This is a genomic window from Aeromonas sp. R4-1 (assembly GCF_040908325.1).
GTDB classification, from domain to species: Bacteria; Pseudomonadota; Gammaproteobacteria; order Enterobacterales; family Aeromonadaceae; genus Aeromonas; species Aeromonas veronii.
Map to the genome: position 1 here is coordinate 1 of NZ_JBFODM010000087.1, position 13808 is coordinate 13808.

General features: G+C 59.9%; 5 protein-coding genes, 5 tRNA genes, 1 pseudogene and 1 riboswitch. Of the genes and pseudogenes, 1 reads left to right on the top strand and 10 read right to left on the bottom strand.

Features of this window, described 5'->3' with window-relative positions:
- From AB5Y90_RS16125 to AB5Y90_RS16165, 9 genes and pseudogenes are all read right to left on the bottom strand, one after another.
- Positions 1 to 128, bottom strand: a pseudogene (locus tag AB5Y90_RS16125) (IS3 family transposase); the annotation flags it as partial.
- A 114-nt stretch (positions 129 to 242) separates the two neighbouring features.
- Positions 243 to 318: transfer RNA gene (locus tag AB5Y90_RS16130), tRNA-Ala, on the bottom strand.
- Between the two features lie 34 nt (positions 319 to 352).
- Positions 353 to 428: transfer RNA gene (locus tag AB5Y90_RS16135), tRNA-Ala, on the bottom strand.
- 48 nt (positions 429 to 476) lie between these two features.
- Positions 477 to 552 (bottom strand) — tRNA-Ala (locus tag AB5Y90_RS16140).
- A gap of 63 nt (positions 553 to 615) precedes the next feature.
- Positions 616 to 691, bottom strand: a tRNA-Ala gene (locus AB5Y90_RS16145).
- Positions 692 to 719: 28 nt separating this feature from the next.
- A tRNA-Ala gene (locus tag AB5Y90_RS16150) sits at positions 720 to 795 on the bottom strand.
- A gap of 788 nt (positions 796 to 1583) precedes the next feature.
- Entirely contained in the window at positions 1584 to 3500 is a 1917-nt protein-coding gene (locus tag AB5Y90_RS16155) for a glycoside hydrolase family 19 protein (protein WP_368167240.1), read from the bottom strand.
- Positions 3501 to 3579: 79 nt separating this feature from the next.
- Entirely contained in the window at positions 3580 to 6561 is a 2982-nt protein-coding gene (locus tag AB5Y90_RS16160) for a M66 family metalloprotease (protein ID WP_368167242.1), read from the bottom strand.
- Between the two features lie 73 nt (positions 6562 to 6634).
- Positions 6635 to 9247 carry a glycosyl hydrolase family 18 protein gene (locus AB5Y90_RS16165; protein ID WP_368167243.1) on the bottom strand — a complete coding sequence of 871 codons (2613 nt, stop codon included), beginning with the start codon at positions 9245 to 9247 and terminating at the stop codon, positions 6635 to 6637.
- A gap of 104 nt (positions 9248 to 9351) precedes the next feature.
- Positions 9352 to 9439: riboswitch (cyclic di-GMP riboswitch) on the bottom strand.
- Between the two features lie 315 nt (positions 9440 to 9754).
- On the opposite strand from AB5Y90_RS16165, the gene AB5Y90_RS16170 reads away from it, so the two are divergent.
- Positions 9755 to 10990, top strand: a complete 1236-nt coding sequence (locus AB5Y90_RS16170) for a diguanylate cyclase (protein ID WP_368167244.1) — start codon at positions 9755 to 9757, stop codon at positions 10988 to 10990.
- A gap of 126 nt (positions 10991 to 11116) precedes the next feature.
- On the opposite strand, the gene AB5Y90_RS16175 is transcribed toward AB5Y90_RS16170, so the two are convergent.
- A complete protein-coding gene (locus tag AB5Y90_RS16175; protein WP_368167246.1) occupies positions 11117 to 13711 on the bottom strand; it encodes a glycosyl hydrolase family 18 protein in 2595 nt (864 codons plus the stop codon).
- Between the last annotated feature and the right edge of the window lie 97 nt (positions 13712 to 13808).

Consider the following 13808-nt stretch of genomic DNA (forward strand, 5'->3'; position numbering starts at 1 on the left):
CGGCCCTGAATGCCATAACGCACCTGAGCCTGTTTGTAGGTGAGCTCGCCTTTTTCAATCTGCTCGACCAGCGCCAGTTTAAAAGTCAGCGAGTAATCGCGCTGTGTCCGTTTCACACCTTGTCCCATCGGGTTCTCCATTTATTGGGGGGGAAAGCGTGTAAACCATATTCAGGACGGGACAAGAGAAAACAAAAAGGCCACCGCGATGCGGTGGCCTTTTTGTTTCTTGTAACAACAATTTGGTGGAGCTACGCGGGATCGAACCGCGGACCTCTTGCATGCCATGCAAGCGCTCTCCCAGCTGAGCTATAACCCCGATTTTTGTGAATGACCGGCTGTCACTCTGAATTTGGTGGAGCTACGCGGGATCGAACCGCGGACCTCTTGCATGCCATGCAAGCGCTCTCCCAGCTGAGCTATAACCCCAAATTCGGTACTGAATAAATGGTTCTGGCGGCCATTCATCCTAAATAGTGGTGGAGCTACGCGGGATCGAACCGCGGACCTCTTGCATGCCATGCAAGCGCTCTCCCAGCTGAGCTATAACCCCACAAAGGTCGGCTTGGGTGATACACACCACACTGCCCTGGGTATTCAATCACAATCAAGAATCTGGTGGAGCTACGCGGGATCGAACCGCGGACCTCTTGCATGCCATGCAAGCGCTCTCCCAGCTGAGCTATAACCCCTTTGATTCCAGATTGTTCGAGGAGAATTTGGTGGAGCTACGCGGGATCGAACCGCGGACCTCTTGCATGCCATGCAAGCGCTCTCCCAGCTGAGCTATAACCCCAACTCACCTCGGCGCCACCGAAGTTATCTCCGGCAACGGAGGCGCATGATAGGCATCACCCGCTTTGCTGTCAACCCTAAAATAACCGCGACTGATTCGTTTAGTCAAAATTGCAGCAGTTCGCTGTTTTTACCAGCAAGACGCGTGCTATCTCTCTGTTTTATGTCACAAATCGGCTCAAGCACCTATAAAGGAGAGGCCGTGCAGCAAGCCTCTTTCCCCGTGCAACGCCCCCGCTCTCAGGCATCTTTTGCAGGCTGATCGTCAGCTTCTCCCCCGTCACCTCGGGAAAGCCTTTCCATAAAGGGCATTGCATTTGAAAACCCTTTCCATGATTTTTGTAAATTTACAACACGGAAAGTTGATCTGGCTCACAAATGACCATAGGATCAAACCGTGACCCAGGTCACATACCATAACCATAAATGACAGAGCGATGAGGTAAACCATGTTTGAGAATCTGGCAGTCCTGTTCCACCTGCGCGGTGCAACTACCAAGAACGGCGTTGTAGAGAAAGATGCCTATGCCCCCTCCACCCGTGAATACTACTTCCGCTACGGCAAGTAATTGCTGAAAGCCTTTCACGGAAAATGTAATAAAAAAACAACACACATCATCACACAGCCCTTTCGAGGCGCTGTCCTGTCCGGGCCAGATGTTCCACGGCCAAACCTGAACTCCACCAAACAAGAATGGGGCCCGCAGGCCCCATCTTTTATTGCTCCGGATTGTCATTGCACTGAATAGTGCACTGGCTTGTCGGCAAGCCTTGTAACCCTGAAACGGCTCAGAGCTTGATCCAGGCATCGGCCCAGGCCGTACCCTTGCCCGGCTCATAAGCCCAGGCAGCACCTGCACACCAGCCGGTGTAGGGGTGCGGTTTGCACTCGTAGCTGGCACCGCCGTTGCTGACCAGCTCGCCCGCCTTGTAGGGAGTCCCCTCTTTATAGGCCGGATAGTCAGGCGGCGTTACGCCCCCCTCCTCTCCTTTCACCAGCAGGCTATGGGTGGTGCTGCGGCTCAGATTACCTTCATCTGTGACCGTCAGTTTGATTTCCAGCTTGGTATCGCTGGCCGGCTTGGGCAGGGTCAACTCCAGAGTGACCTGATCCAGTGCCGGGGCAGAGGCTCCAGCCGGGATAGTCCAGGCATAGGAGAGCGACTTGCCTTCCGGATCGCTAGAGTGCTGGCCAGAGAGAGTCACCTTGCTGCCACCTTCGGCCTGCGCCGGGCCAGTGATATTGGCCACCGGCGGCAGGTTGGTGCCACCGCCGTTATCCTCGATCACCACCTCCGGATAGAAGTGCTGAACGCAGCGGCTGTAATCCCCTGCCTTGAAGGCGCTGAAACGGGTCTGGTAGCCCACCAGCTTGCACGCATAGCTCTTGCCACCGTTGGGGTTCTCTGCCACATAGCTCCAGTCCTGCTCCCAATAGATGGGCAAGGCACCGGCGCCATTGTCGTCAAACACCTTCATGTTCTTGCAACCCAGCACCTCATCGGATGGCACCGCCACCCCGAGGTAGTTGGCAAACTCGCGGTAGTAGTTGATGCGATTCTGGGACTGGGCGTGCTCGACCGGGCCGCCGCACTCCACCCCACCGTTGATGATCTGGGTGGTGACCCCGAAGCCCGGCACCAGACCGTTCTGCTTGTCATGGTCATTCGGCTGCCAGGTGCCATCGATGACATGGAGCATGGAGGGCTTGGGCGGCTGCGGATAGGTATAGAAGAACACCGCACTGGCGAGGTTCAGCCAGGTGTCGGCCACCAGATCGGGGCGGTCGAGCAGGGTGCGTACCGTGCCGAACATCGCCTCGGAGAAGGGGCCGTAGTTGTAGTTGTAGGAGAGCTGTTTGGCGCCGCGGCCAAAGTAGCTCTTGAACTCGCCATTGTCGAACGTACCGCACGGCCACTGCTGACCCTGCCACACATCGGGACGGCACTCGGCGTTGTAACCGCCGCGCATGGTCTCATTCCATCCCATCTCGCGCACGTAGACCAGCGCCTGACGCCACTCGGCTTCCGGGCGCCAGTGTTCATGGCCGCCGGTCTCCTGGGCGAAGTGGGCGAACATGGTTGCCAACGTCTTACGGCAGATGGCATCGGCATCGCGGCCATCGCTGTAGTCGCTGCACAGGGCCGGGAACTTGGCCGCCGCCTGCAACAGGCCACGATAGGTGTACTCGGGGGCGCGTAGCGGGAAGAGGTAGTTGAACTGGCTCTCGCTCAGAAGGCTTTCGACCCGCTTGACGTTGCCCAGGTTGTCGGCACGGCCCGGCTGTACCGCCTCGACCACCAGATTGTCCCGAGTAGCGATGGAGGCCTTGACCGCTTCCATCGCCGGGAAGTCGGTCAGCGCCTTCTCTTTGGCATCCAGCTCGGCCTGGCTCATATAGACGGGGGTGGTACTGCCATCCGGCGGGGTTGGCGTCGGCGGATTGGGCTTGTCATCGCCACCGGTGTCCGGCGGGGTCACTTCCCCTTCGCCGACAAGCTTCCACGGGGTATCCCACTCATTGGCGGCCGCCATGCCGGGAGTCTGACCCGGGTTGACCCACCACTTGGCCTCAAAAACCTGGCCGTTGTAATTGACCTGGCTGCCGCCCGGATAGGATTTGTTGATGTCGTATGCCTCGGCCGCCCACAGGTGGCCGCTCAGCATCATGCCGGCAAGCAGAAGGGTGATGCGGTTTTTTTTCATTATTGTTGCTCTCTATGGTTTTGTGGCAAAAGGCAGAGCCCGCCTGAACAGGCTCCGCCATCTTCATCATGGACTCAACCTAGGGGCAGCTTGCCGCCCCGACATCCAGCCAGACATCGTGCTTGCCCGGCTCGTTGCCTTGAGTCCACCACTTGGCCTTCCACTGACGGCCATTGTGGTTGGTCAGCTCACCGCCGCTGTAGGCAACGGCGGCGCTCCAGCCCAGCTCAACCTGACTCGCCAGCGCCCACTGATCGGCGGCGCGGCCCGGTTCATTGCCCTGAGTCCAATACTTGGCACGCCATACCAGCTGGTTATGGCTCACCTTGTCGCCGCCGTTGTAGACCTTGCTGGCCTGCCATGCGGGAACGCTGGCCGCTTCCGGATCTGTGGTGTTGCAAGAGCCGTCGACCACGGGCGCCAGCGTCAGCACGACGCGCCCTTCACTCTGATGTACCCCGTCCGAGACGTTCACACTCAGCTCATGCTGCTCGCTGGTGGTGACAGCCGGCGGTAACAGACGCAGGTTGGCACTGGTCTCGCCTTCCGCCTGCCAGCCCGCTGGGAAGTGCCAACGGTAGCTGAGCGCATCCCCCTCGGGATCCCTCGCCTCGGCAGTGACGGTCAGCCACTCACCGCCGATGCCGCCGAGCTGCGCCGGTACGGTCACCACCGGAGGCCGGTTCTCAACCACGCCCTGCTCCAGCGGCCGCCCGTTGACGGTAAAGGAGAGTGACTGCTGCGGTGGCAGCAAGCTCTGCTGTACCAGTGTCTGGCCACGGCACTGGATAGTGGCGCGACCTGGCTCGCTGGCGGTGGGCAGGTTGATGTGGAACTTGTTCATGACGCTGCTGGCCGCCCGGTGATTGGCCAGCCTGAAGCGCTGTAGACCATCGCGGGTCTCCACCTGCAACTGACAGTCATTGCCGGACAGGGTGCTGCTGTCATCCGGATAGGTGAAGCCGTAGGCACCGTGCAGCGCCGGATAGATATAGCTGCGCAGGGCTCCTTGCGGATCGTAATAGCCCACTAGGGTGGTCACCGGCGCGCCGAACTGCTCGGGCTTGCGCGCAACCTTGGTATCGATAGGGGAGACCTCCACCCAGCTCTGGCCATCCGAGGTGAAGCTCTTCTTGAAGCCCCTGCTCACCAAGATATCCTTGCCGTTGATAAAAAGGTGGCTGTTGTAACCGGCCCCGTGATCGATGGTCAGACTGCGCCCCCGGTTGTCCGCAGAGGCAATCGGCACCCGGATATCACGGGTCCAGCGACCATCCCACATGGCGACCCTGACCAAGCCGTAATCCGCCAGCAGGGCACTCAGTCCTGCCTCGCTCAGGGCATCCATGGGGGCATCGACCTTCTCGATCCCCTCGATTGTGTGCTGATAGGGCTCCATCCTGGCCGTCGCACTGTTCCACTTGCTAAAGCCGGTGGCCGAGTTGGCATCGAACACTGCCTTGCTCTCCAGAAAACGCTGGATGATGGCGGCGGAATTGGGGGTATAGAGGGTGAAACGGTTGGCACCGGAGAGGGGGCGGCCGCCCGCCATCGCATCGTGGCCAAACTTGCGGCCATCGAACGGAGGCTGGCACTGGTCATCCAGACAGGCATCCTCATTGGTGCGGGTCGGCGAGAAGTTGGGGATGAAACGGTGTTTGTCACTGTCCCAGCCCCAGCTGGAGTTGAGCTGATCGGCACTGCGATGAACCGAGCCGCGGAAACCATCCACATAGTGGCCAAGGCCGAAGTTGTGGCCCACCTCGTGGCTGAACTCGTTGCCCAGCGAATCATCCAGCGTGACGATGCCACCGCCACCGGAACCACCGTGCACCTGAACTCCATTGGCATACTTGCCGCGACTGTTGTGCGCCGTCAGCTGGGCCACCACAAAGGGATGGCTTCCCTCCCCTTCACCGGCGCTGCTGTTGATGCCGTAGTTGGCATTGTCGATCCCGTGGGAGATAAGCTCCTTGCCGATGCGCTGACGCATGGTGCCGCCATGCCAGCCCCCTTCGCTCGGGTCAAAATCGGTCAGCAGGGTGCCGTTGGGCAGCATCACCTCAGGCAGGGAGAGCGGTGCATACTGACTGACAATCATCCGGCTGGCCGGAATGGTCTGGAAGTATTCGCGATGGGCTTCCTTGTCATTGGCAAAGGCAAAGCGATCCCGTGGTGTGGTGAGCATGCCGATGTCGATGGTGTGCAGCAGCAGCTCGCCGGGGGCGCCGACCTTGATGTCACGCAGTTCACCACTGAGATTGCCCTGACGAACGGAGAGGGTCAGTCCGGGCTGGATCCACTCGGCAGGCAGCTCGCCGCTCCAGGTATCCGCTGCATAGGTGATGCGGTTGTTCTCCAGCTCCCCCTCGCGGAACCACTGCCCATTGGCAAACTTGAATTGCAGGGTCTGGCCACGGGAGACGGTCACCTGTCGCTCGCCATAGAAGGCCGTCGAGTTATAACCGGCGCTGGAGCGGATCCGCACCATCTTGCCCTCCAGCTCCGGGCTCACGGGCAGGTAGATATCCCGAACCCAGCGGCCGTCGGCAGTCTGGATCTCCACCAGCGCGCGACCAGTCAGCCGATCCTTGAGAAAGGCGCCGCTCTTGTCGTTCAGTTTGGCCAAATCAGCACTGCTGCTGATGACGGCAGTGGTGCCGCTCTCCGGGATGAAACTCACTCCCCCTTCTGGAGCCCCCGCGAGATGGTAGACCGTCTCTGGCAGCGCCGATGGCGGCGACAAGGTCAGGGTGCCAAGCAGCTTGCCGCTGCCGTCACGGGCCTCCACCGTTATGGGGGTCACCCCGTCGGCCTGGAGTGGTTTCACCAGCAGCAGGCTCTTGCGCAGGCTGGTCAGGATGGGTTGGCGATCCCCCTCCTTGGGATGAGACGGCAGGATCTGGCTCTGGGCAAACTGCACACTGGCAGCCAAGCTACCCGCCAGATCGCTTTGCGGTGTCGTGTCATTGAATATCAGGGGCGAGGTGGCGGCAGACAGGGGGCCAGCCGCCAGGGTTGCCATGATGAAGGCAGCGATTCGGGTCACATTTGTGGTCATTGTCGGGTTCTCGTTCATATTGCTACCGGGAATGAGGGGCATGTCGCCATGCCCCGTCATCGGTGAGGAGGCCTCAGTTACAGCTTGCTGCCCCGATATCCAGCCAGACATCGTGCTTGCCCGGCTCATTGCCTTGAGTCCACCACTTGGCCTTCCACTGACGGCCGTTGTGGTTGGTGAGATCCCCGCCGTTGTAGGCAACGGCTGCGTTCCAGCCCAGATCAACCTGACTCACCAGCGCCCACTGATCGGCGGCTCGGCTCGGCTCATTACCCTGAGTCCAGTACTTGGCACGCCATACCAGCTGGTTATGGCTCACCTTGTCACCGCCGTTGTAGACCTTGCTGGCCTGCCATGCGGGAACGTTGGCTGCTTCCGGATCTGTGGTGTTGCAAGAGCCACCCTCACCACCTTCGTTGATTGGCGTGACGGTGAGACGGGTGGCCGCGTTGGCATCGAGTGCGCCATCGGAGACGGTCACAGAGAGGTCATAACCGGTTTCGACATCCACCGCCGGGCCGGTGACCACCAGGGTGGCGCTGTTCTGGCCGGTCGCCGTGATACCGGCAGGCACTTGCCACTGGTAGATCAGCTCGTCGCCATTGGGGTCGGATGCCTTGGCGGTGATGCTCACCTGCTTGCCCTCTTCCACCTTGACGCTGGCGGGCAGAGTGACCACTGGAGGCAGGTTGGGCTGCGGCGCCTTGTTGGTCACCACCACCTGATCCCTGGCGGTCAGTTGATGGTCATCGGTCACCGTCAGCTCGAACACCAGATTGATGTCGGCGGACACCGCATCGAGTACAACCCGGGCCTTGGCCTGAGTGGCATCTAGCAGGGCTGCCTGCGGGCCGGAGACCTGCTTCCAGCTATAGGTGAGGGTGCCATTTTCCGGGTCGTGGGAGGCGGAGCCGTTCAGCGTCACCTCGGTCGGGCCGGTGACACTCAGATCGCTGCCCGCGTTGGCTACTGGCGGCTTGTTGGCTGGCGGAGTGACCCCTTCACCGTGACCGAGACCTTCATGCATGGCGTTAAGGATGTCGCCGTTGTCGGCATCGATCTCCCAGGAGAAGAGCCCGCCCAGCTTGTTGGCCAGCACGTATTGGCCTTTCGCCTTGACCGAGCGCTCGTCGTCATAGGTGATCAGCTCGCCGGTAGAGGGCTTGAACAGGGTGGCCGCTTCGGCAGTCTCGTCGTAGTTGTACTCCCAGCCTGCGCCCATATGGCTGTTGACGATGTGGCGATAATCCAGCACGCCATCTTCCCAGGTGCCCTTGATCTTGCCGGTGGCGGTGCCGGTGAAGGGATCGTTGCCCTGATATCCGCTCACCCCTTTCCAGCCGCGACCGTAGGCGGCGGCACCGATCACCAGCTTCCCGGAGTCGACCCCCTGCGCCAGCAGTTGCTGCACCGCTGCATCAGTGTTGTAGCGCTTGTTGGCCGAGCCGTTGGTAGCCTGATAGAGGTTGGCCTGATGACCCAGGGAGGTATTGCTCCAGGCACCGTTGTAGTCGTAACTCATCACGAAGAAGTGGTCCATGTACTGCTGGGCAGCCTTGTAATCCACATCCTCAATCTTGTCGTAACCGGCACCGATGGCGGAGGTGAGCTGATAGGTGCGACCGGTCTCGGCCTCCAGCTCGTCGAGCATGGCGCGCAGATCCTTCATGATCAGCACATAGGTTTCACCATCTTTGGTCTTGTCCCCCAGATTGGGGTTGGCGCCATCGCCCCCCGGGAACTCATAGTCGATATCGACACCGTCGAAGAACTTCCAGGTCTGCAGGAACTCTTTGACCGAGGCGACGAACACGTCACGCTTGACCTTGTCATGCATGAAGAAGAAGGGGTCGGAGAGGGTCCAGCCACCGACGGAGGGGAGGATCTTCAGGTCAGGATAGGCCTGTTTGAGGGCCATCAGATTGCCGAAGTTGCCCTTGTAGGGCTCATCCCAGGCGACCAGTGACCCCTGCCCTTTTTGCAGCGCGGCCCAGGGATCGTGAATGGCGACCTGGAAATCCTTGCGCCCGGCACAGGCACGTTGCAACGCCTGGAAGCTGCCAGAAATCTCTTTGAGGCTGTCGTTGAGGCCATCACCGCCACAGATCGGGGTGAAGCCATAGAGGATATGGGTCAGGTTTTGGGCCGGCAGCTTGTCCACGGTGAAGTTGCGATCATAGACCCCCCACTCCACATAGTAGGTACCGACCACCTTGCCGGACTTGTTGACATAGGGTTTGTTATTCTCCTGCAGAGCAGGCTTGAGCGGCGCAAGGTGGCTGCCATCGGTATCGGCGACCACGATCTCCTTGGCATCAGACAGGGTACAGCCATCGCCGTTGCACAGCGCGACCTGCATCTGATAGCGCCCCCCCTTGTGCACCTTGAAGGTGGCGGTACCCGCGGCGGAAGAGGGACCGGACCACACCTCCTTGCCATCCAGCAGCACCTTGGCACTCTGGCCAATATCGCCGTTCCAGAGATTCCAGGTGACGGTCACATCGGCGCCATCCTTCACCTTGACCAGCTCGTTATAAGCGGTCGCGGACTGGCTGACTTCGACGATGGCAAACTTGGTGGGACCCCAACCGATGGCGGGTTTGCCGGGAGCTGCCGCATAAGCGGCGGAGGAGGCGAGCAGGGTACCGACCATCATGGCCAGCAGTGCGGGTTTTGGACTTAGCATATTGCTTTCCTTTTCGTTTCGTTATGGGAAAAACGAAAGGGCAACGCAACACGACAGGTGACACAAAAACGGCCACCCCTTGGCAAAGGCAGCCTGCATTCTACTGTGGTGGCCCCGCTATCCTAGGTCGTCTTGACCCTTAGACCGGAAGCTTTGCGTCCCGACTTTTCAATCGGTTTGCCCTTGTCACAACGTTATTTCTGGCGATAAATAATCGCCGATTGACTGTAGGGTAATTCTGATAAGTAAGCAAATCGGACCATTGCCAGCCCACCAGTTACCAACCCCGACAATTACCCACTTTAAAGAAATTAATGTTTAAAAAACAGCCGGATATGCAGAGATAATCTCATCACCTCCAACCAGATACCTCACACCATTTTTTTGATCTGCATCACACCAAATTGAGAAAAATCAATGAGTAAGAACAATATGCGACAAAAGACCCATCTGTATCGCAACTAATGAATTTATAATCGCCGCTTTGCATGGCCAGCAGGTGTCTTCATGCCCAACGAACTGCCCTCACGCACCCGGTTATCCAGATACGACAAATTTGTTCGTTTGACGATTTATGCCTTGCCACTGGCCGGGATGATCTGGCTTATCAACAGCCTCAATGGCTGGCAAAGGGCGCCGCTTGCCAGCACCTTGCTAGTCCAGAGCTACCTTATCTGCACCTTCTGGCTCTATCGCCACTACCGCTACCATCTGCACCGCCAGTGGCAGCATCTGAGTGAGGCGCTCAAGATCAACGAAACCACCGCCGAGCTGGCCCGCAACTCGGCGCAATACCAGACCGAAGAGGCCTTTCTGGAGGATCTGCTCAGACGAGCCGTAATGTTGATCCCGGGAGCCGAGATGGGCTGCCTGATCAAGCTGCTGCCGGGCACAGGCATGTTGAGATATGAAGCGGCCATCGGCATGGATCTGGTGAAACTGCGGCGGATCAATCTGCCGCTGGAGCACACCTTTCAGTACAAGCTGACTCAGGGGCGCTGCAACAAAACACTGCTGATCAACGACCTGTCGAAGATAAATGCCACCATGCCCCTGTCCGAACAGGACAGAGAGCTGCTGGTCAACTGCACCGACCTGCCAATCCAGGCCACGCTGGCGACCCCGATCCATATCGATGGTCAGCTCTACGGCATGATCAATATGGACAGCAGCAAACGTAATGCCTTTACCCGCTACGACAGCCACCTGATGGCGATCCTGGCGCGGGATATTCGCCACGCCATCACCATCTATCAGCAGTCCCGCCGCATCTATCAGCTGGCCAATACCGACCAGCTGACCGGGCTCGCCAATCGCCAGCAATTCGAACTCGCTCTGCAAGCACAGCCAGAAGGCACCCTGCTGCTGATCGACATGGATAATCTCAAACAGCTAAATGACAGCAGTGGCCATTTGGCGGGTGATCAGGCCCTGCGCCTTATCGCTGCAGGCATACGCCAGCACTTTGGTCAGGGGGTGATTGCCGCCCGCTTCGGCGGGGATGAGTTTGTGCTGCTCACTACTATGACACCGACCGAGCTGCGACAGGCGATGGCTGGGCTGACGACCATGCTGGCCAGCGCCTCCCCCACTATCTCGTGCAGCATGGGGATGGCCCCCTATCGCGGCGACTTTGCCGCTGCGTTTGCCAGAGCCGATGCCGACATGTACCAACACAAGCGGCACCACAAAGAGCAACGTGCGGCACAGATGCCAGCTATCGGGGAGAGCATTAATCACTAGGCAAGAGTGAGCACTTTGCAGGGACACGAGAGAAGCTGGGGAAACCGGTTGGCAGACCCGCCAGAATGTGGCGAAGCGGGGAGAAAAAACGGGGCATGACTGGCATGCCCCGCCACCATTCAATGCTTATTTACAGCTGGCGGCTCCCACATCCTGCCAGACGTCGTGTTTGCCAGGCTCATTGCCCTTGGTCCAGTACTGCGCCTTCCACTGACGGCCGTTATGGGTGGTGAGCTCGCCACCGTTGTAGGCCACATTGGCATCCCAACCCAGTTGCACCTTGCTCACCAGCAGCCACTGATCCGCGGTGCGGCTAGGCTCGTTGCCCTGGGTCCAGTACTTGGCCTGCCATACCAGCTGGTTGTGGCTCACCTTGTCGCCGCTGTTATAGGTGCTTGCCGCTTGCCAGACTGGCCAGTTGGCCGCATCCGGATCGGTCGCCGTGCAACCACCGCCGCTGCTGGCCGGTTTGACCGTCAGACGGGTTGCCGCGCTGGCATCCAGCCCGCCGTCGGAGACGGTGACGCTCAGGTCATAGCCGGTGTCGCTGGTTACGCTCGGGCCGGTCACCACCAGAGTGGCGCTGTTCTGACCCGTTGCGGTGATGCCTGCCGGCACACTCCACTGATAAGTCAACGGATCACCGTTCGGATCAGAGGCGGTCGCCTTGATGGTCACCTGCTTGCCCGCCTCCACAGAGGCCGTAGCAGGTAGACTCACCACAGGCGCCAGATTGGCCTGCGGCGCCTTGTTGGTGACAACAACCTGATCCTTGGCACTCAACTGCTGGTCATCGGCCACCGTCAGCTCGAACACCAGATTGATGTCGGCGGACACGGCATCGAGTACAACACGGGCCTTGGCCTGAGTGGCATCGAGCAGGGCAGCCTGCGGGCCGGAGATCTGCTTCCAGCTGTAGCTGAGCGCGCTGTTTTCCGGATCGTGGGAGGCCGACCCATCCAGCGTCACCTCGGTCGGGCCGGTCACCTTGAGGTCACTGCCCGCGTTGGCCAGCGGCGGCTTGTTGGCTGGTGGAGGCGTCCCCTCGCCGTGGCCTAGCCCCTCGTGAATGGCGTTGAGGATGTCGCCGTTGTCGGCATCGATCTCCCAGGAGAAGAGGCCACCGAGCTTGTTGGCCAGCACATACTGCCCCTTGGCCTTGACCGAGCGCTCGTTGTCATAGGTGATGAGGTCGCCAGTCGCCGCCTTGAACAGATAGGGCGCCTCGGCCACTTCGTCGTAGCCCTTCTCCCAGCCCGCCCCCATCCGGTTGTTGACGATGTCGCGGTAATCCACCACCCCGTCCTCCCAGGTGCCTTTCACCTTGCCGGTCGCCTTGCCGGTGAAGGGGTTGTTGCCCTGATAACCGCTCACCCCGGTCCAGCCACGGCCATACATGGCGGCACCAACCACCAGCTTGCCCGGCTCAACCCCCTGCGCCAGCAGCTGATTGACCGCCTTGTCGGTGGTGTACTTGGTATCGGGATCCCAGCTCGCCGCATAGAGGTTGGTCTGGTGGCCCAGCTCGGTGTTGCTCCAGGCACCGTTGTAGTCGTAGGTCATCATGAAGATGTGGTCCATGTAGGGCTGGGCCGCCTTGTAGTCCACATCCTGGATCTTGTCGCCCCCCGCTCCAATGGCGGAAGTGAGCTCATACTGGCGACCGGTCTCGGCCTCCAGCTCGTCGAGCATGGCTCGCAGCTCCTTCATCAGGGCCACATAGGTGGCACCATCGCTCGGGCTGCCCAGTTTCGGGTTGGCGCCCTGTCCGCCTGGGTACTCCCAGTCGATATCCACACCATCGAAGAACTTCCAGGTCTGCAGGAACTCTTTCACCGAGCCGACAAACACATCGCGCTTGGTTTTGTCACCGAGGAAATAGAAGGGATCGGAGAGGGTCCAGCCGCCGACCGAGGGGAGGATCTTGAGGTTCGGATAGGCCTGCTTGAGCGCCATCAGAGCGCCAAAGTTGCCCTTGTAGGGCTCATCATGGGCGGTGAGGCTGCCTTGCGGCATCTGGATGGCGGCCCAGGGATCGTGCATCGCCACCTTGAAGTCAGCCCGGCCGGCGCACGCCCGTTGCAGCGCCTGGAAGCTCCCTTCGATCTCCTTGAGGCTGTCGTTGAGGCCATCCCCGCCGCAGATGGGGGTGAAACCATAGAGGATATGGGTCAGGTTCTGGGCCGGGATCTTGTCAACCGTAAACTTGCGGCCATAGACGCCCCACTCCACATAATAAGTCCCCACCACCTTGCCGGACTTGTTGGCGTAGGGCTTGTTGTTCTCCTGCAGCGGCGCCTTGAGTGGCGCCAGATGGCTGCCGTCGGTATCGGCGACCACGATCTCCTTGGCATCAGAGAGGGTACAGCCATCGGTGTTGCACAGCGCCACCTGCATCTGGTAGCGCCCCCCTTTCTTCACCTTGAATTTGGCGCTGCCCGCCGCGGCCGAGGGGCCGGACCACACCTCCTGACCATTGAGCAGCACCTTGGCACTCTGGCCCAGATCGCCGCTCCAGAGGTTCCAGTTCACCTCCACATCGGCGGCATCCTTTACCCTGACCAGATTGTTGTAGGCAGTGGCTGCCTGATCGACTTCAACGATGGAAAACTTGGTGGGGCCCCATCCGATGGTCGGCTTGCCGGGCGCCGCAGCATAAGCGGACGAGGCGCAGCACAGACCGACCGCGAGGGCCAGCATGGTAGGCTTTGGACTTAGCATTATTTTATTTCCCTATTTCGTTATGTTGGCAACGAAAAGGGCTACGCCCTGACAGGTAACGCAGACGGCAGTGCGGCCTCTTGGCAAAGGTGCACAA